This window comes from Synechococcus sp. BA-124 BA4, from assembly GCF_034931165.1.
Genome location: NZ_JAYGIA010000069.1, coordinates 1 through 19345 on the forward strand (window position 1 = coordinate 1; position 19345 = coordinate 19345).

The 19345-nt window shown below is 66.6% G+C and carries 17 protein-coding genes; 6 read left to right on the plus strand and 11 right to left on the minus strand.

Going from position 1 to position 19345, the window contains the following annotated elements:
- From VB734_RS08460 to VB734_RS08505, 10 genes are all read right to left on the minus strand, one after another.
- The coding region (locus VB734_RS08460; protein WP_323243249.1) for an NAD-binding protein at nucleotides 1–583 on the minus strand (583 nt) is incomplete at its 3' end.
- Entirely contained in the window at nucleotides 564–1604 is a 1041-nt protein-coding gene (gene galE, locus VB734_RS08465) for a UDP-glucose 4-epimerase GalE (RefSeq protein ID WP_197161237.1), read from the minus strand. The genes VB734_RS08460 and galE, both read right to left, overlap by 20 nt.
- Entirely contained in the window at nucleotides 1601–3691 is a 2091-nt protein-coding gene (locus VB734_RS08470; RefSeq protein ID WP_231594505.1) for a transglutaminase family protein, read from the minus strand. The genes galE and VB734_RS08470 overlap by 4 nt, the downstream gene beginning before the upstream one ends.
- Nucleotides 3692–3695: 4 nt before the next feature.
- Entirely contained in the window at nucleotides 3696–6149 is a 2454-nt protein-coding gene (locus tag VB734_RS08475) for a glycogen/starch/alpha-glucan phosphorylase (protein ID WP_322782161.1), read from the minus strand.
- 106 nt (nucleotides 6150–6255) lie between these two features.
- A complete protein-coding gene (locus VB734_RS08480; RefSeq protein ID WP_322782160.1) occupies nucleotides 6256–7146 on the minus strand; it encodes a transglutaminase family protein in 891 nt (296 codons plus the stop codon).
- The gene (locus VB734_RS08485; protein ID WP_255142039.1) at nucleotides 7131–8168 is read right to left on the minus strand and encodes an alpha-E domain-containing protein; all 1038 of its coding nucleotides are present in this window, start codon (nucleotides 8166–8168) and stop codon (nucleotides 7131–7133) included. Before VB734_RS08485 ends, VB734_RS08480 begins: the two co-directional genes overlap by 16 nt.
- A complete protein-coding gene (locus VB734_RS08490) occupies nucleotides 8162–9601 on the minus strand; it encodes a circularly permuted type 2 ATP-grasp protein (RefSeq protein ID WP_322782626.1) in 1440 nt (479 codons plus the stop codon). The genes VB734_RS08485 and VB734_RS08490 overlap by 7 nt, the downstream gene beginning before the upstream one ends.
- Nucleotides 9602–9738: 137 nt before the next feature.
- Complete coding sequence (gene ureC, locus VB734_RS08495; RefSeq protein ID WP_322782159.1) at nucleotides 9739–11463, minus strand: urease subunit alpha; 1725 nt, start codon at nucleotides 11461–11463, stop codon at nucleotides 9739–9741.
- A gap of 53 nt (nucleotides 11464–11516) precedes the next feature.
- Entirely contained in the window at nucleotides 11517–11825 is a 309-nt protein-coding gene (locus tag VB734_RS08500) for an urease subunit beta (RefSeq protein ID WP_197161221.1), read from the minus strand.
- A complete protein-coding gene (locus VB734_RS08505; RefSeq protein WP_006172936.1) occupies nucleotides 11822–12124 on the minus strand; it encodes an urease subunit gamma in 303 nt (100 codons plus the stop codon). Before VB734_RS08505 ends, VB734_RS08500 begins: the two co-directional genes overlap by 4 nt.
- Nucleotides 12125–12248: 124 nt before the next feature.
- On the opposite strand from VB734_RS08505, the gene VB734_RS08510 reads away from it, so the two are divergent.
- The gene (locus VB734_RS08510; RefSeq protein ID WP_197161206.1) at nucleotides 12249–13613 is read left to right on the plus strand and encodes an MFS transporter; all 1365 of its coding nucleotides are present in this window, start codon (nucleotides 12249–12251) and stop codon (nucleotides 13611–13613) included.
- A 9-nt stretch (nucleotides 13614–13622) separates the two neighbouring features.
- Here the strand turns inward: VB734_RS08510 and VB734_RS08515 are convergent, their stop codons facing one another.
- Complete coding sequence (locus VB734_RS08515) at nucleotides 13623–14549, minus strand: urease accessory protein UreD (protein WP_197161203.1); 927 nt, start codon at nucleotides 14547–14549, stop codon at nucleotides 13623–13625.
- 190 nt (nucleotides 14550–14739) lie between these two features.
- Between VB734_RS08515 and ureE the strand changes: the two genes are divergently transcribed.
- From ureE to VB734_RS08540, 5 genes are all read left to right on the plus strand, one after another.
- Nucleotides 14740–15231 (plus strand): urease accessory protein UreE, encoded by a 492-nt coding sequence (ureE, locus tag VB734_RS08520; RefSeq protein WP_416238049.1) that lies wholly within the window; start codon nucleotides 14740–14742, stop codon nucleotides 15229–15231.
- Nucleotides 15228–15929, plus strand: coding sequence for an urease accessory protein UreF (locus VB734_RS08525; RefSeq protein ID WP_197161200.1), 702 nt, complete (start codon nucleotides 15228–15230; stop codon nucleotides 15927–15929). The genes ureE and VB734_RS08525 overlap by 4 nt, the downstream gene beginning before the upstream one ends.
- Nucleotides 15930–15950: 21 nt before the next feature.
- Entirely contained in the window at nucleotides 15951–16559 is a 609-nt protein-coding gene (ureG, locus tag VB734_RS08530) for an urease accessory protein UreG (protein WP_197161197.1), read from the plus strand.
- Between the two features lie 148 nt (nucleotides 16560–16707).
- Nucleotides 16708–18009 carry an urea ABC transporter substrate-binding protein gene (gene urtA, locus VB734_RS08535; protein WP_197161195.1) on the plus strand — a complete coding sequence of 434 codons (1302 nt, stop codon included), beginning with the start codon at nucleotides 16708–16710 and terminating at the stop codon, nucleotides 18007–18009.
- A 146-nt stretch (nucleotides 18010–18155) separates the two neighbouring features.
- A complete protein-coding gene (locus VB734_RS08540) occupies nucleotides 18156–19313 on the plus strand; it encodes an ABC transporter permease (RefSeq protein WP_255142046.1) in 1158 nt (385 codons plus the stop codon).
- The last annotated feature ends 32 nt before the right edge of the window (nucleotides 19314–19345 follow it).

Below are 19345 nucleotides of genomic sequence, written 5' to 3' on the forward strand. Positions count from 1 at the left end.
GCATCCGCTCGCCGGCCCGGTTGGCCCCTGGCGAGCCCAGGGCAAGGCTGTCCCCGCGTCGCACCAGCTCCACCCTCAGGCCCCGGGCCTTCAGCGCCAGGGCCACCTCCACCCCGGCAGCCCCGCCACCCAGCACCCGGCTGGGGGCCTCGCCGGGCGTCAGGGCCCCGCACCAGGCCAGAAACGGCTCCAGCGGCTTGATCGCCATGCCGCCGGAACCCGGCGTGACAGCCCCCACATCCAGGCTGAGCCTGTCCCAGTGCAGGGAAGGACGGCCAGCCAGCCGCAGCTCACGCTCGGCCGGATTCAGACCGGTGATCTCGGCCCGCACGAAGCGCACCCCAGCACGGTCGCAGAGGCGACGAAGATCGATGCCGGTCTCGCGGCGGCTGTAGAGCCCGGCGATCAGGCCCGGCACCATCCCGCTGTAGAGCGCGGTGCTGGTGCGGCTCACCAGGGTGATCAGCACCCCCCGGGGAAGACCCTCCATCGCCCAGCGGCGCAGCAGCAGGGCATGGCTGTGGCCGCCCCCGGCCAGGATCAGGTGCTGCTGGAGTGGGTCGTCAGTCCCCACGAGGCCCATAGCCCTGGGGATTGGCACGCTGCCAGGCCCAGCCATCGCGACAGATGGCGTCGAGGTCGCGCTGGGTACGCCAGGACAGGCGCCGTTCCGCCAGCGACGGATCCGCCACGGTCGCCGCCACATCTCCTGACCGCCTGGGCACCAGGTCATAGGGAACGGGGGTGCCGCAGGCCCGCTCGAAGGCCGCCACCACCTCCAGCACCGAATGGCCCCGGCCGCTGCCCAGGTTGAGGGTGAGCAGCTGGGGGGGCTCGGCCATCAACACCTCAAGGGCCGCCCTGTGGCCCTCCGCCAGATCCATCACGTGGATGTAATCGCGGACGCCGGTGCCGTCGGGGGTGGGCCAGTCGGAGCCGAACACCTGCAGCCGTGGGCGGCGGCCCACCGCCACCTGGCTGAGGAAGGGGAACAGATTGTTGGGGATGCCCCCTGGATCCTCGCCGATGCGTCCGCTGGGGTGGGCCCCGACCGGGTTGAAGTAGCGCAGCCGCGCCACCCGCCAGCCCGGCTCGCTGGCATGCACATCAGCCAGCATCCGCTCCACCGCCGCCTTGGTGTAGCCGTAGGGGTTCACCGGTTCGACCCGGGCGGATTCGGCGATCGGCACCGACTCCGGGGAGCCGTAGAGGGTGGCACTGCTGCTGAAGACAATCGTGCGGCAACCGGCCTGAACCATGGCCGCCAGCAGGGCGCGACTGCCCGACAGATTCACGTCCCAGTAGCGCAGGGGATCGGCCACGGATTCAGCCACCGCCTTGAGACCGGCGAAGTGGACCACGGCCTCGATGGGCGCCGCGGCAAAGGCCCGCGCCAGATCCCCTGAACGGCGCAGGTCACCTTCGATCACCTGCAGCCGTGGGGCCGCGACCGGGCCAGCCAGCTCCTGGACACGCCTCAGGGCTTCGGGGGAGCTGTTGGAGAAATCGTCGAGCACCACCAGGCTGTGGCCCGCTTCCAGCAGAACCAGGCAGGTGTGGCTTCCGATGAAGCCGGCACCGCCGGTGATCAGCAGCTGACTCATCCCAGCCTCAGATCAAGGGTGCGTAGACCTGGAGACGGTGCGGGCCAGGGAGGGGCCTGGGGCCTGCCGTCATCCTCGGGAACGGGGACGGGTTCGAAGCTGATCCGGTCTGAGCCCTCGGCCCCGAGCTCATAGCCGGCCATGGCCAGGCCACTGATCTCCAGCCGCAATGGCAGATGGGGATCGATGCAGGGGTGGAGGGAGGGGTAGAGGCGGCTGTGCCGGTAGCGCACGCCGAGCCAGCCGTCGCCCAGGGGCAGCTCCCGGCCGTTCAACCGCAGCGAACAGGACTGCAGAAACGCTGTATTGGCCTTCAGCTCGAGCCGCTGCAGAGAACTGTCGACGAAGCGGCTGGTGTTTCCTCCCTGCACCGGGGTGTCGCAGAGCAGGGGCCAGGGTTCTAGAGCCCGTCGGATCTCCAGCCGGGCTCCCTCCTGCTCCCAGCTCAGCAGCAGGGGGAAACGCCACTCCCAGATCCCACGGAAGGGCTCAGGCTCCAGCACCAGACCATCTCGGGCCAGCAGATCCAGCACCGCCTGAAGGTCGGTCCAGATGGCCTGCGGCAGCTGCATCGCATCGTGAAGACGCTCGCCGAAGGGCTCGAGCCGGCTGGGGCGGTGGGCCGGATCGAGCAGGTGGGCGGCCAGGGCGCTCCACAGCAGGGCGATGGCACCGGTCCAGGCGGGATCGGGCAGGGTTTCGATGGCCCGGAACTCGATCAGGCCCTGACATCCGGCCGCCCAGGCGGGATTCCAGAACTTGTCGAAGCTGATCTCGCTGCGGTGGGTGTTCCCGCTGCGGTCGGCATGGAGGTGGCGCAGGGTCTCACTGATCAGGATGCGCTGATCACCCTCAGGAAGCGATTCGATTGCCCGGTGGGCCAGCTGCAGATCCAGGGAACTGGCACTGCCTTCATCGAGACGGGGGGCCTGGGACGCCGGGCCGACGGAGCTGTTTCCGAACAGATAGGAGAGGCTGGGATGCCGCTGCCAGAAGCGCAGGATCGCCACCAGCCAGGCCGGCCTCGAGAAGAAGGGATTGGTCTCGAGGCTTGGGCCTCCCCAGAGCAGGTGGTTGCCACCGCCGGTGCCTTCCTGGCGCTCCCCCACCTGCTTCCAGCTGCGCAGCCCCACCGCCTCGGAGGCCTCGGTCAGGGTGTGGATCCAGAAGTTGTAGTCGGCCCAGCCGTGGCAGACGGGCAGGTTCACCTCCAGAACGCCGGGATCGGCCGTCAGCCCCAGCACATTCCAGCGGCCATCGAGATCAGCGGGGAGCACGCCGCTGAGTTCAGGCTGACTCCAGCCGGTACTGGCCTCGGCGATCAGATGCAGCAGCTGCTCGAGGGGCTGGCGGGGCAGGGGCGGCAGGAAGAGGTTCCAGCCGCGGGGGCTGACCTCCAGGGTGAGCACCTGACGCAGCACACCTTCCGGGAAGTGCTGAAGCGGCAGGCGCAGCCCCGCCGGTCCACTGGCGGGGAGCAGCTCGCGCAGGGGTTTGGCCAGCGGCCAGCGGGCGGCCTGCCAGCCTTCGGGGAGGTCAGGCTCCTCCTCGGTCGGAGTGCTGTGGGACAGGGGGACGGCCCAGATCCTGGAGCTGGGATCCAGGGGATCCTTCAGCCGCAGGGGGTGCACCTCATGGCCGAGGGACTTGCCGATCCCATGCAGGAAATCCTCGGCCCGCTTGGCCGGCAGGTGGGGCAGAGAGGCCTGATCGGCCGGGGATGTGGTCGGCGCCTGCTGAGGCCATGCCACCAGGGGACCGCCATCGAGGCCCGTGATCAGTCGCAGGGCCCAGCGAGGATTCACCTCGCCGTCGTAGCGCTTGCCCGGGCAGTACATCAGGGTGCTGCCGGGCCAGACCCGCCGCTGCAGTTCAGCGGCCAGCCGACGGGCATAGCTGAGCTTGGTGGGGCCATCGGCCGCCACCGACCACTCGGCCCCCTCGGGTTCGAACGGCACCACCGTGGGCTCACCGCCGAGGGTGAGCTGGATGCCCCTGGCGCTCAGGCGCTTCTCCGCCTCCGCGGCGGTGACGGGCATCCAGCCAGGTTCCGCGGAGGCCGGCCGGATCGACTCAGTGACCACCATCGGCTCAGCGGGAACCCGGCTGGGCCGAGGGAAGCACCGTGCAGGCATTGATGGGCATCGACTCCACGTTCCAGATCCGTTCTGCATAGTCGCGGATCGAGCGGTCGCTGCTGAAGAAACCGCAACGGGCTGAATTGAGCAGCGACATGCGGCTCCAGCCCACGGAATCCACCCAGGCGGCATCCACGGCGTTGTGGGCCCTGCGGTAGTCGCCGATGTCGGCCATGACTCGGAAGGGATCGCTGCCGCAGAGGTTGGCCAGCAGGGGGTGGAACAGATCGCGATCGCCCTCGCTGAAATGGCCGGAGCCGATCAGGTCGATGGCCTCCCGCGCGATCGGGTCGCTCTCCAGCCAGGGCATCGGATGGTACCCGCCCCGGTTGATCACCTCCAGCTGCTCGGCGGTATGGCCGAACAGGAAGAAGTTGTCGTGGCCCACGAGATCTCTGATCTCGATGTTGGCGCCATCGAGGGTACCGATCGTGACAGCCCCGTTCAGGGCCATCTTCATGTTGCCGGTGCCGGAGGCCTCCAGGCCGGCGGTGGAGATCTGCTCGGAGAGATCCACCGCCGGGTAGACCTTCTGCCCCAGGCTGACGCTGAAGTTGGGCAGGAACACCACCCGCAGGCGCCCATCCATGGCCGGATCCATGTTCACGATCTCGGCGATGCCGCCGATCAGGCGGATGATCAGCTTGGCCATGGCGTAGCCCGGGGCTGCCTTACCTCCAAAGATGAAGGTGCGCGGCGGCAGGTCCTCGCCGTTGCGGATGCGCAGGTAACGCTCAACGATCTGCAATGCCGCCAGGTGCTGGCGCTTGTATTCGTGGATCCGCTTCACCTGCACATCGAACAGGGAGGCGGGATCCACCAGTACGCCCAGTTGCTGGTGGATCAGGTTGGAGAGTCGTTGCTTGTTGTGATCCCGCACACCGCGCCAGCGGTCCAGGAAGTTTCCATCGTCGGCATACGATTCGAGGCGGGAGAGCTCGCCGAGATCGCGGCGCCAGGTGCTGCCGATCGTGTCATCGAGCAGGGCTGAGAGTGACGGATTCGCCACGGCAATCCAGCGCCTGGGAGTGACACCATTGGTGACATTGGTGAACTTCTCCGGCCACAGCTCCACGAAGTGTGAGAAGAGATCCTTGCGCACCAGCTTGCTGTGCAGTTCTGCCACACCGTTGACCCGATGGCTGCCCACCACTGCCAGGTTGGCCATGCGCACCTTGCGGTAGGGACCCTCCTGAATCAGGGACATCTTCTCCAGAAGGGCCGGCTGGCCTGGATTCCGGATGCGCACCATGCGCAGGAAGCGGGTGTTGATCTCGTAGATGATCTCCAGCTGGCGCGGCAGCAGCTGCTCGAACAGGTCGACACCCCAGGTCTCGAGGGCCTCCGGCAGCAGGGTGTGGTTGGTGTAGCTGATGCAGGCCGTGGTGATCGACCAGGCGGTGTCCCAGTCGACACCGTGCTCATCGATCAGCAGCCGCATCAGCTCGGCCACGGCGATGGCCGGATGGGTGTCGTTGAGCTGAACGGCGAATTTGGTGTGGAACTCCGTGACCGGCAACCCCTGCCCCTTGAGGATGCGGAACATGTCCTGCAGGGAGCAGCTCACAAAGAAGATCTGCTGACTCAGGCGAAGCTGCTTGCCCTGGTCGGTCTCATCGTTCGGATAGAGCACCTTCGAAAGGGTCTCCGAATTGATCTTCTGCAGCACTGCACGGGTGTAATCACCGGCATTGAAGGAGGCGAAATCAAAGGATTCCGGGGCCTGGGCCGACCACAGCCGCAGGGTATTGGCGGTGTGCACGCCATAGCCCAGGATCGGGGTGTCGTAGGCCACGCCCATCACCGTGTGACCCCCGATCGTGACCGGGTAGGTCCATTCGGCGCGGATCACTTCCCAGGGGTTGCCCTGAGCCAGCCAGGGATCGGTGCTCTCCACCTGGCTGCCCCGCAGGATCTGCTGGCGGAAGATGCCGAATTCGTAGCGGATGCCATAGCCGATCGCCGGCAGCTCGAGGCTGGCCATCGATTCCTGGAAACAGGCCGCCAGGCGTCCGAGACCGCCATTTCCCAGCCCCGGTTCCGGCTCCTGGGCGATCAGGTGCATCAGATCGAGGCCCAGCTCGTCGCAGGCCTCCTGGGCCGCCTCGCGCAGCCCCAGATTGACGAGGTTGTTCTCCAGGTGAGGACCAAGCAGATACTCGGCCGAGAGGTAGGACACCGTGCGCACCCCGCTCTGGGTGTAGGCCTCGGCCGTGTCCACCCAGCTCTGCAGCAGCTGATCGCGCACGGCCATCGCCAGGGCCCGGTAGTAGTCGTGGCTGGTGGCCAGCGACGGTGACTTGGCCTGGGTGAAGAACAGATGCCGGCGCATCGCCTCGGCCAGGGCGTGGCCATCCAGGGATGGCGACGCGCCGAGGTCGGTGGGGGGGACGGTGCTGGCTGCCATGGAGGCGGATTGTGTCGACTCGTCCCTTCATGCTGCGGGACCCACCCCCATCGCTGCTGGAACGGTTACCGATTCAGGTTCATTCCAGGTTCCCTGAAGGTTCGCCTCAGAAGTGCAGGAGGTTGGGGACGGTGTGGTCCTCGCTGAGCACTTCGGCCGCGATCGACCATTGCATCTCGCTGGTGACCCCGGCTGGTCCGCTGAAGCTGCCCATCACGGCCGCGGCCAGGTTGGGCTTGGAGGAGGTGGCCAGGGGGATGTAGCGATCGTCGATCGCCCCCATCCCGCTGGGATCGAAGCCACGCCAGCCGGCCCCCGGCAGGTACACCTCGGCCCAGGCGTGCAGGTCGTAGCGGTCGGGCCTGGGCTCCACCAGGTGGTATCCGCTCACGAAGCGGGCCGGCAGCCCCACGCAGCGGCAGGCCTCGATCATCAGCACGGCCAGGTCTCGGCAGGACCCCACACGCTCCTTGAGGGTGCGTCCGGCAGGCCAGGCCGGCCCGACGTGCCGCTGGGTGTACTTGACCCGGTCCTGGATCATCTCCACCAGCTGGTCGAGGAACATCAGCGCCCGCTGGTCGCTGCCCATCAGGGCCTCCTGGGCCAGTTCCACGGCAGCGGGATCATGCTGGCCGTTCGGCAGCCAGCCCTCGAGACTGCCCAGCAGGTCGCCGTTGAGCTGACCCTTGGGATAGGGCAGGGACGGCTCGTTCTCCTCCAGGCAAACCTGCAGCAGGGGCGGCACCTGGGTCTCCACCTCGCACTGGGAGCGGATGTCGAAAGCATCGGTGGCGCCACTGAAGCGCGCCCGCAGGATGTCGTCGCCACTGGCGGCCACCAGCGGGTGAAGGCGATGGGGATCCGGGGAGAGATAGAGATCGAAGCTGAGCAGGCGCTGGAAGCCATGGGCCCTTGGCTTCAGGCAGATGCGGTGCGGACCCAGCAGGACAGGAGCTGTATAGCGGTAACTGAGGGTGTGGGTTACGCGGGCGCGCATGCCGAGGATGCAGGAACGACGGTGCTGGAGGAGGGGCTGGGGTCGGCGGCCGCGGCAGTGTCGTCCGGCTCCGCCTGGGGCGAGGCCACGACGAAGTAGTTGGCGTCGATCAAGGCATGCAGGCGGTTGAGATCGCCCTGGAAACGGTCGATGGCCTCATGCAGCCCCTGGGAGATCAGCTCGTCGATGCGCACGTAGCTCCAGGTGGCGAGCATGCGTCCCGTCAGGCACTCGAGGTCGTCGGGGGGGCCGGGCACCGGATTGCCGCGGATGACCCGCATGGACTTGCTGAGACCTTCGAGGCAGTAGCGCACCGAGCGGGGAAAGATGGGATCGAGCAGCAGGAACTCGGCCACGGCCCGGGGGGTGATGCCCTGTTGCTGCGACTGGCGGAACATCTGGTACGCCCCGGCGGAGCGCAGCAGCGAAATCCATTGCAGCTCATCGAGCACACCTCCCACCTCCTCGGGGCTGGGGAGCAGCAGGTAGTACTTGACGTCGAGGATGCGGCTGGTCTTGTCGGCGCGCTCCACCAGTCGACCCAGTTTGCTGAACTGCCAGGAGAGGTCACGGCTCAAGGTGGCATCGGTGATGCCGTAGAAGAGCTGACAGGCCTTGCGGACCTCGTGGAGCTGCTCCTGGCCGGGAAGCCGCCAGAACGAATCACTCTCGAGCAGGGTGAGATAGAGATCGTTGAGCTGCTCCCACATCTCCGTGGTGATCACCTCGCGGATCTGGCGGGCGTTCTCGCGGGCCGCGTCGATGCAGTTGACGATGCTGCTGGGATTCTCCGGCTCCTGGACCAGGAAGCGCACCACCTCTTCGGGCCCCCCAGCGGGGAAGATCTGATCGAAGAGTTCACGGTCGCCGCTGGCGTCGATCAGCGGCAGCCAGGGCTCGGCACTGCCGGGGGGGCAGTCGAGGGCCATGGCCTCGCTCACCTCGAGAAAGCGGGAGATGTTCTCCGCCCGCTCCACGTAGCGGTTGATCCAGTAGAGGGATTCGGCGACGCGGCTCAGCATGAAGTCTCATCCACGATCCAGGTGTCCTTGCAGCCTCCTCCCTGGGAGGAGTTCACCACCAGGGAGCCGCGGCGCAGGGCCACGCGGGTGAGACCCCCGGGGCTCACCCAGGCGCCCTTGCCCCGCAGCACGTAGGGACGCAGATCGACGTGACAGGGGTAGAGCTCGCCTTCACTGAGGGAAGGCACGGTGGAGAGCTCAAGGGTGGGCTGGGCGATGAAATTGCGGGGATCGGCCTTGATCTTCTCGGCGAAGGACAGGATCTCGGCCTGATCGGCATGGGGGCCGATCAGCATGCCGTAGCCGCCCGCCTCCGCCACCGACTTGACCACCAGTTCGCTGAGATGGGCGAGCACATAGGCCTGGTCGTCGGGCCGCGAGCAGATGTAGGTAGGCACGTTCTCGATGATCGGCTCCTCCCCCAGGTAGTAGCGGATCATCTCCGGCACGTAGGCGTAAATCAGCTTGTCGTCGGCCACACCGGTGCCGGGGGCGTTGGCGATCGCCACGCGCCCGGCCCGGTAGGCCTCCATCAGCCCGCGCACCCCCAGCATCGAGTCTGGGCGGAACACGGCCGGATCGAGGAAGTCGTCGTCGATCCGGCGGTAGATCACATCCACCGGCTCGAGCCCGGAGGTGCTGCGCATCCAGACCCGGTTCCCCTCACAGACCAGATCGCGACCCTCCACCAGCTGGATGCCCATCTGCTGGGCCAGGTAGCTGTGCTCGAAGTAGGCGCTGTTGAAGACCCCGGGGGTGAGCAGCACCACCTTGGGGGTGTCGGTCCAGGGGGCCAGGTCGCGCAGGGTCTGCAGCAGGTGCGACGGATAGTCGTCGATGGGCTGCACCGTGCGGCCGGCGAAGAGGCTGGGGAACATCCGCTTCATCACGCGGCGGTTCTCGAGGAAGTAGGCCACCCCCGACGGGCAGCGCAGGTTGTCCTCCAGCACCCGCCAGGTGCCCTGACCGTCGCGGATCAGGTCGAGCCCGGAAATGTGACACCAGCGGCCCAGGGGCGGTTTGAACCCCTGCATCTGCGGCCGCCAGCCCTGGGAGCTCTCGACATCCTCCCGGGGCAGGACCCCGTCGTTGAGGATCTTCTGATCGCCGTAGACATCGCCCAGGAAACTGTCGATCGCTTCCAGGCGTTGAATCAGGCCGAGTTCAAGACGCTGCCACTCGCCCGAGCGGATCAGGCGCGGCAGGGGATCGAAGGGAAGGATCCGCTCACCGCCCCGCTCTCCGGATCCGTTGAGGCGGAAGGTGGCGCCGAGGCGCTTGAGCAGCATGCCGGCGGCGGCATGGTTGCGGTTGATCTCCTCGATCCCCAGCTGACCGAGAGACGAGAGCAGGGGGCTGAGGGCCGAGCGCGGCTCGGAGGCCGCGCTGAAATACTCGTCGTAACCCTTGCTGGGCTTGTAGTCGGTGAACATCGACGGTGGCGTGGCCATGGCTTGATCATGGACAGCGGCATTGACAACTCTGGTGGTTATCGCTACCGATTGCCGGTGGGTTGAGCTGGATCGATCCAGATCCACACCCGGCCAGGGCCCGTTGTTGGCGCGGGCCCTCAGAGCAGGAAGTAGCGCTGCGCCATCGGCAGCTCGTCGGCGGGCTCGCAGGTGAGCAGTTCACCGTCGGCGAAAACCTCATAGGTCTGGGGGTCCACCTCCACCTTGGGCAGGGCGCTGTTGTTGCGCATCTGGGCCTTGCCGATGCCACGGGTGTGAACCACCGGCACGCAGGGCCGCTTCAGGCCCAGCTTGCGGGGCAGGTCATCGTCGAGGGCCGCCTGGCTCAGGAAGGTGAGGCAGCTGGGGGCGAGGGCACCGCCGTAGGCCGCGAACATCGGCCGTCCGTGCACCGGACCGGGGGTGGGGATCGAGGCGTTGGCATCACCCATCTGGGCCCAGACGATCGAGCCCCCCTTGACCACCAGCTCCGGCTTGACCCCGAAGAAGCCGGGCTTCCAGAGCACCAGATCAGCCAGTTTGCCCACTTCCACCGAGCCGATCTGGCTGTCGAGGCCGTGGGCGATCGCTGGGTTGATCGTGTATTTGGCCACGTAACGCCTGAGGCGCACGTTGTCGTTGCGGCCTCCTCCGGGACCGGCGCTGTCCTCCGGCAGGGTGCCGCGCTGCACCTTCATCTTGTGGGCGGTCTGGAAGGTGCGGGTGATCACCTCACCCACCCGGCCCATGGCCTGGGAGTCGCTGGCGATGATGCTGAAGGCCCCCAGGTCGTGGAGGATGTCCTCGGCGGCAATGGTTTCGCGGCGGATGCGCGATTCGGCGAAGGCCACGTCTTCGGGGATGGCCGCGTCGAGGTGGTGGCACACCATCAGCATGTCGAGGTGTTCCTCGAGCGTGTTGCGGGTGTAGGGGCGGGTGGGGTTGGTGGAGCTGGGCAGCACGTTGGCCTCGCCGCAGATCCGGATGATGTCCGGGGCATGGCCGCCGCCGGCCCCCTCGGTGTGGAAGGTGTGGATGGTGCGGCCGCCGATCGCCCGGATCGTGTCCTCCACAAAACCCGCCTCATTGAGGGTGTCGGAGTGGATGCAGACCTGCACGTCGAGCTGGTCGGCCACGGTGAGACAGCAATCGATCGCCGCCGGGGTGGTGCCCCAGTCTTCGTGGAGCTTGAGACCGCAGGCTCCGGCCCGCACCTGCTCCTCGAGCGCCTCGGGCGTGCTGGCGTTGCCCTTGCCATAGAAGCCCAGGTTCACGGGCAGGCCTTCGGCAGCCTGGAACATCCGGGCCAGATGGAAGGCCCCGGGGGTGCAGGTGGTGGCATTGGTGCCGGTGGCCGGGCCGGTGCCGCCGCCCAGCAGAGTGGTGACGCCCGAAGCCAGGGCCGTCTCGATCTGCTGCGGACAGATGAAATGGATGTGGGTGTCGATGCCGCCGGCGGTGAGGATGTGGCCCTCCCCGGCGATCGCCTCGGTGCCGGGCCCCACCACGATCGTCACGCCGTCGGTGATGTCGGGGTTGCCGGCCTTGCCGATGGCGCAGATGCGTCCGTCGCGGAGGCCCACATCGGCCTTGACGATCCCCCACCAGTCCAGGATCAGGGCGTTGGTGATCACCGTGTCCACAGCCCCGTCGGCGCGGGAGGTCTGGGCCTGGCCCATGCCGTCGCGGATCACCTTGCCGCCGCCGAATTTCACCTCCTCGCCATAGCTGGTGAAGTCGTCCTCCACCTCCAGGATCAGCTCGGTGTCGGCCAGCCGCAGCCGGTCGCCGGTGGTGGGGCCGTAGGTCTCGGCGTAGGCCCGGCGATCCATCCGGTAGGGCATGGCTGGTGCGGGTGACGAAGGAACGGGGGATGGGCGGGGCCGCCCTGGGCGGATCAGTCGAGGGGGCCGTTGATCAGACCGTTGAAGCCGAACACACAGCGGGCTCCGGCCAGAGGCACCAGCTGAACGGGGCGCTGATCCCCTGGCTCGAAGCGGATCGCGGTGCCGGCCGGAATGTCGAGGCGCTGGCCCCTCGCCGCCTCCCGGTCGAAGACCAGGGCATGGTTGGCCTCGTGGAAGTGGAAGTGGGATCCCACCTGCACAGGACGATCACCCCGGTTGGCCACCTCGATCGTGGTGACCGGCCGGCCGGCGTTGAGCTCGAGGCTGCCGGGTTCAGGAAAGAGTTCTCCGGGAATCATCGGATCGGTTCATGCAGAGTGACGAGCTTGGTGCCATCGGGGAATGTGGCCTCCATCTGCACCTCGGGGATCAGCTCCGGCACCCCCTCCATCACCTGCTCGCGGCTGAGCCAGGTGGTGCCCTCGGCCATCAGTTCAGCCACGCTGCGACCGTCGCGGGCCCCCTCCAGCACGAGAAAGCTGAGCCAGGCCACGGCCTCGGGATGGTTGAGGCGCAGACCCCGCTGCAGCCGACGCTCCGCCAGAAGCGCTGCGGTGACGATCAGCAGCTTGTCCTTCTCCTGGGGAGTGAGATACATGGGCGGGGGCGTTCCGCCATCACTCTGGCAGTGGTCCGGCAGGCCGCCAGGTTCAGCAGGAACTTTCACCGCCGGCTCAGGGCCTGGAGAGCAGCATGCCCGGAGTGTCCGCAGCCCCACCGCCATGGCCGAGCCGATCGATCTGATGGAGCTGCCGGTGACCCTGCGTCGCCGGACGGTGCTCGCCTACGGCCTCGGTGACGCCGGCACCGGGCTGGCGGCGGCCCTGATCGGCTTCTATCTGTTCGTCTTCTACACCCAGATCGCCGGGCTGCCCCCCTGGCTGGCGGGCCTGGTGCTGATGGTGGGGCGGCTCTGGGACGCCATCAACGATCAGCTGCTGGGCTGGCTCAGCGACCGCACCCGCAGCCGCTTCGGCCCCCGCCTCCCCTGGATGGTCTGGAGTGCGGTGCCCCTCGGGCTGAGCATGGCGCTGATGTGGTGGTTCCCCCCTGGCGGTGAACTGCTGCGCTTCGGCTGGTTCGTGCTGATCTCCGTGGTGTTCATGGCTGCCTACACGGGCGTGAACCTGCCCTTCTGCGCCCTGGCCACCGAGCTCAGCGAGGACACCCGGCTGCGCACCCGCCTCAACGCGGCCCGCTTCACCGGCTCGATTCTCAGCAGCCTGCTGGGCTTGATGCTCGGGGCCCTGCTGGTGGGCTATGGCGCCCCGGGCTACCTGGCGATGGGAGTGGCCGCCGGAGCGGTGGTGGTCGTCGGCACCCTGCTGTCCGCCTGGGGGTTGGCGCCGGCCGCACGGGTGTGCCGCCGGCCCTCGGGGTCGCCCGAGCCCATCACCGCCCAGCTGGGGCGGATCCGGCGCAATGGCCGCTTCCTGCGGGTGGTGGGGTTGTACCTCCTGCTCTGGGGAGCGCTGCAACTGATGCAGCCCGTGTCGTTGCTCTATCTCACCGAGGTGATGCATCTGCCCCAGGCCTGGAGCACCTGGATGCTGATCCCCTTCCAGCTCAGCGCCATGGCCGGCCTGGAGCTGTGGAGCCGGCTGGCGGCCCGGCAGGGACGGCTGGTCGCCCTGCGCTGGGGCTGTGGCCTCTGGATCGCGATGGGCGGCCTGGCCATGGTGCTGGTGCCGCTGGATGCCGCCGCGGCCCCGCTGGCCCCCGGGGGCAACGGCCTCAAGTTCTCACTGCTGGTGGGGGTCGTGATTCTGCTGGGCCTGGGGGCCGCCACCGCCTACCTGCTGCCCTGGTCGTTGCTGCCCGACGCGATCGACGCCGATCCGGAGCGGCCGGCCGGACTGTTCACCGCCTGGATGGTGATGACCCAGAAGCTGGGCAGCGCCGTGTCGGTCTTCCTGCTGGGAAACCTGCTCAGCTGGAGCGGCTACGTGGCTGGGCTGGTCGGTGGCCAGCCCCGTCCGGCCCTGGTGATGATCCGCCTCTGCATCGGCCTGATCCCGGCTGTCCTCGTGGTGCTGGGACTTGTGGTGATGCGGCGCTGGCCCCAGCCGTCCTGCCGGCCCCGATGAGCCCTGAGATCAGCTGGAGTCCGCCGTGTGGGCCTCGCGAAGACTGGGGATCCTGTCCGAGGGTTCCAGCCAGGGATCCTCCTGGAACGGCCACACCCTCGGGAGAACCGGCGGCGCCAGGCCACGCTCGGCGCGGATCCGGGCCCAGATGCGGGTGAACCACCAGCGGGCCGCCTGGGTGGAGCCGCCCCGGTAACGAGCCACCAGCCCCTGATCGAGCCGGCCGCAGGCCATCTCCCCCTCCAGCCCGGTCCGATCGGCTCGGCAGAGGTCCAGCAGCGCGTCCGGCACCGGCGCCGGCGCCGCCCACACCAGGCTGCCGAACACGGGCATCCCCCCCAGCCCGTGGGGGGAGCGCAAGGTCTCTCCCGTGAGCTCCAGTTGATCGACAACACTCCAGCGCCCCTGTCGGCGAATCTCGAGGCGGGAGCGCCAGCAGCCGTCCCCCAGGGTTTCGGAGTCGGCGCTGCGTCCCAGGCGCACCACGTCGGCCCCGAGCCAGCTGGCTCCCTCGGCCAGCTCCACCCGGCAGCTCTGCTCGATCAAGCCTCCTGCGAACACCACCACCTCCTGGGGCAGCCATTCCAGGTCGGCCCCCTCCGTCAGCTCGACGCTCAGCCGCTGGCGGCTCCAGCTGCCGCGGGGGGCCAGGCGGGAGCGGCCCACCGATCCGTACACCTTCTGGGCGGCGACGCTGGTGAGCAGGGCACGGCTGAAGGGCCCGAGCCCGACCTCGATGCTCAGCTCATCCCCTCCCACGAGACCACCGCCGGTGTGGAGCAGCGGCAGTTCACAGCGGCCATCGGCGCGGGCGAAGGCCCTCTGGATCTTGAGGGGGGCCGTGGCGCCGCCCTGGTACTGGGTGCCACGCTCTGCCGTTCGATGGAAGTGAAGGCGGGCCTCCGCACACCAGGGCTTCGGGGGGGCGCTCAGCATGGACAGTTGCGCTCCAGGACAGTCGGCACCATCCGGAGAATCCTGACCCAGGCCGCAAGGGCGGTTTTGGTAGCCATCGCCACAGGGGCTGCTCCACGGTCTGAGGAGGCTGGCGCCTTGTTGTGAGGGTGATGGCCCTGTGTCCACGCCCCCGAGCTCGAGCTCACCACCCGTCTCACCACCGCTGCAGCTGGAGTTGCGCTATCAGCCCTCCGGCCAGGAGCAGGAGCCGGACGGGGATGTGCCCGTGCTGCATCTGCCCATGAGCGCCCAGGAGCGCACCAGCCTGCGCGGGCGGAGACGCACCTCCTGCGGCCGTGAACTGCTGCTGCATCTCCCGCGGGGACCGGCCCTGGAGCCGGGCGAGCGGCTGATGCCGGCCGATCGCAGCCTGGTGGTGGTGGTGGTGCCGGCGCCTGAGCCTGTGCTGGTGGTGCGCAGCCCGGATCCCCTGACGTTGCTGCAGGCCGCCTACCACCTGGGCAACCGCCATGTGTCGCTGGAAGTGCGCTCAGGGGAACTGAGACTGCTGGAGGACGGGGTACTGGAGGAGCTGATGCGGCAACGGGGCCTGTTGATCGAGCACCGACTGGCGCCATTTCTGCCGGAACCTGGTGCCTATGCCGCAGCCAGTCACGCCCATTCCCACATCCACAACCACGACAGCGACCAGCCGCGATGAGTGTCGCCGGGCTGCATCTGCTGCAACTGGTGAGCCCCGCCCTGCCTGTGGGGGCGTTCAGCTACTCGGAGGGGCTGGAGGTGTTGGTGCAGAGGGGAACCATCACCACGGCGAGGGCTCTGCAGGACTGGCTCGAAGCCGAGCTCCGGCGCGGCAGCATCGGCATCGAGGCGGCGGCCCTGGGCCCTCTGCAGGAGGCCCTGCGCCAGCACCAGCTCATGGCTGCAGCGGGAGCCGAGAGCGAGGGGGCTCAGCGTGCCCGGGCAACGTTGATGGATCTCGACAGCTGGCTGCTGGTCCAGCGCGAAGCGCCTGAACTGCGGTCCCAGCAACGTCAGATGGGACGCTCCTTGCTGCAGCTGCTGGCGCAGCTGGGCTGGCCGCTGCAGCCTGCCGTCGAGCTGGCCTGGCCGGCGGCCTGGGCCTGGGCGGGGCTTTGCCTGGAGCTCCCACTGCCTGATCTGGTGGAGGCCTACCTCTATGGCTGGTGCGCCAACCAGATCAGTGCCGCCGTGCGCCTGGTGCCCCTTGGGCCCACCCAGGGACAACGGCTGCAGCTGGCCCTGGCACCGTTACTGGTGGAGCGGGGCCGCGAGCTGGCGCTCGCCGATCCCCGCGAGCAATGGACCGGCGGCATCGGCTCTGGCCTCTGCCAGCTCCACCACGCCGAGCTTTACTCCAGGCTGTTTCGCAGTTGACCCTCAAGGCGGCCCACCAGCATGAGCAAACTGCGCGTTGGAGTGGCGGGACCCGTGGGCTCCGGCAAAACGGCCCTCGTTGAAGCCCTCTGCCGGCGGCTGCGCCAGGAGCTGGAGCTGGCGGTAGTGACCAATGACATCTACACCCAGGAAGACGCCCAGTTCCTGACCCGCGCCGGCGCTCTGGAGCCCGAGCGCATCCGCGGGGTGGAAACGGGAGGTTGCCCCCACACCGCCATCCGGGAAGACTGCTCGATCAACCGCGCCGCGGTGGAGGAACTGGAGAACCAGTTCCCTGATCTCGATCTGGTGCTGGTGGAGAGCGGCGGTGACAATCTCGCGGCCAGCTTCAGTCCGGAGCTGGTGGATCTGTGCATCTATGTGATCGACGTGGCCGCCGGGGACAAGATCCCCAGGAAGGGGGGGCCGGGCATCACCCGCTCCGACCTGCTGGTGATCAACAAGATCGATCTGGCAGCGATGGTGGGCGCCGATCTGAGCGTGATGCAACGAGACACTGAACTGATGCGACCGGGCCGCCCCTGGTGCTTCACCAACCTTCGCAGCGGAGAAGGCCTGGAGCGTGTCGAATCCTTTCTGCGTGAACAGTTACCCAGCCCAAGGGCCTGAGTCAGGGACCTGGCTTCACCAGCAAATCCACACACCCTGAGCCAGCACAGAGGTTTCGTGCGATCGGATACATAGCGCCCTGGGCGATCTCCGTAAGTTCCGAGCTGCCGTCAGCATCGCGGCATACCCTCACCTTGACAAAGCACCAATGGTTCAGAATCTCTCTCGGCGGCTGTTTGCTGGACTTGCTGCTTCCGCCGTCAGCATCACTCTGGTGTCCTGCGGTGGCGGTGGCGGTGGAGACTCCGCTGGCAACTTCGACGGCGAGGTCAAAGTTGGCATCCTCCACTCCCTGAGTGGCACCATGGCCATCTCGGAAACGACCCTGAAAGAGGTCGAAGAGATGGCGATCAAGGAGATCAACGACGCCGGCGGCGTCAAGGTTGACGGCAAATCGTACAAAATCGTCGCTGTTGCCGAAGATGGTGCCTCCGATTGGCCCACCTTCGCCGAGAAATCGCAGAAGCTGATCGACTCCGACAAGGTGGCCGTAGTGTTCGGAGGCTGGACCTCCGCCAGCCGCAAAGCCATGCTGCCGGTGTATGAGGCCAAGAACCATATGCTCTTCTACCCGATTCAATATGAAGGGCAGGAGTGCTCCAGGAACATCTTCTACACGGGCGCCGTTCCCAACCAGCAGGCTGAACCAGCCGTTGACTGGCTGATGAAGACCTACGGCGATAAGCTGGGCAAAAAGGTCTACCTGGTTGGCTCAGACTACGTCTATCCTCGGACCGCCAACACCATCATCAAGGAGCAGATGAAGGCTCTTGGCGGTGAAACCGTTGGCGAAGACTACATCCCTCTCGGCAACACCGAGGTAGCCCCGATCATCGCCAAGATCAAGAAGGCGTTCCCGGATGGCGGCATCATCATCAACACCTTGAACGGCGACTCCAACGTTGCCCTCTTCAAGCAATTCAAGGCCGCCGGCATTGACCCGGCAAAATACCCGATCATGTCCTTCTCGATTGCTGAGGAGGAGATCCGTCAGATCGGCCCTGAGTACACCACTGGCACCTATGCCACCTGGAACTTCTTCATGAGCCTGGACACCCCGGCCTCGAAGAAGTTCACCTCCGACTTCCAGGCGATGTATGGCGCCGATCGGGTCACCGGTGACCCAGCTGAATCGGCCTACAACATGGTGTACCTCTGGAAGAACGCTGTTGAGAAGGCCGGTACCTTCGAAGATCTCGACAAGGTCCGCAAGACCATGATCGGCATCAAATTCGATGCGCCCCAGGGCGAGATCGAAATGTTCCCCAATCACCACACCTCCGAGCGGGTGCTGATCGGTGAAGCCGAAGCCAACGGTCAGTTCAAGATCCTCGAGGACAGCAAGACGGCCATTCCGCCCATCCCCTGGAACCAGTTCGTGCCCGAAACCAAGGGTTTCACCTGCGACTGGACTCAGGATCGTCCTGATGCCGGCAAGTTCAAGATGTGATCAGGGCCATCCCCGGGAGGCGATGAAGAATCGGTGGTTCCTCCAGGAACCACCGCCCGCCATCCAGATCGATACACCACCACCCCGTTCGACCTGGTCCAGCATCGCTGACGCGATGCTGGACCTAACTTTCAACATTCATTCCGTTGGAACTTTTCTTTTCTCAGATCCTCGATGGCCTCAGCATCGGATCGGTTCTGCTGCTTGCAGCTACCGGTCTGGCCATCGTTTTTGGCTTGATGGGGGTCATCAACCTCGCCCATGGTGAGTTCATGATGCTGGGCGCCTATGTCACCTACGTGGTGCAGTCGGCGTTCAAACCCATGGGTGGTGTGATCTTCGAGCTGTATTTCCCGGTCTCTCTGGTGCTTGCCTTCATCGTCACGGGATTGATTGGAGTGCTGCTGGAGAGAACGCTGATCCGACAGCTTTACGGCAGACCCCTGGAAACACTGCTCGCCACTTGGGGAGTCAGCCTGATTCTCATCCAGCTGATTCGAAGTGTCTCAACGGCCATGATGCTTGGCATCATTGTGGGTGTAGCTTCCGGGGTCTTACTTTCTAAGTTACTGCGCGCGAAGTTCTCACAGAAGCCTTTCTTCACCTATCTCAATGGACTGGGCTGGGCTCTCTCCATCCTCATCGGTCTGATTGCCGTGAATCTCTTCGATCAGTTCCGGCCACTCTCCAAGCCTTGGTTCGGTCCCCGCAACATCGATGTGACGGCACCGAAATGGCTGCAGGGTAGCTGGGGGATGATCGGCACCATCGAACTGCCCGGTCTGAGGATCTTCATCATCCTGCTGTCGGCCCTTTTGCTTCTGGCCACCTACTGGTTCCTGAATAAAAGCGTCTGGGGTCTGCGGATCCGCGCAGTCACCCAGAACCGTCAGATGAGCAACTGTCTCGGTATTCCAACCGATCGCGTGGACAGCATCACCTTCGGTATCGGATCCGGACTGGCCGGTGTGGCTGGGTGCGCCATCACTCTGCTGGGATCGGTGGGCCCCAACCTTGGAGCCGCGTATATCGTGTCCTGCTTCATGGTGATCGTGCTGGGCGGGGTGGGCAACCTGCTCGGCACCGTGATCGCGGCGATTCTGCTCGGGATCATTCAATCGGTGATCGGCTCCGGCACCTTGCTCACCATCTTCCCGGATATGCCGGCGGCCGCCCGAGGGGTCACTGAATTCTTCGCGACCACGAGCATGTCGCTGGTCCTCGTCTTCATCTTCATCATCGTCTTCCTCCAGTTCCGTCCCAACGGCATGTTCCCTCAGAAGGGTCGCTCGGTCGATGCCTGACCCGATCATCCCCACCCGCTGCAGATTCCCGT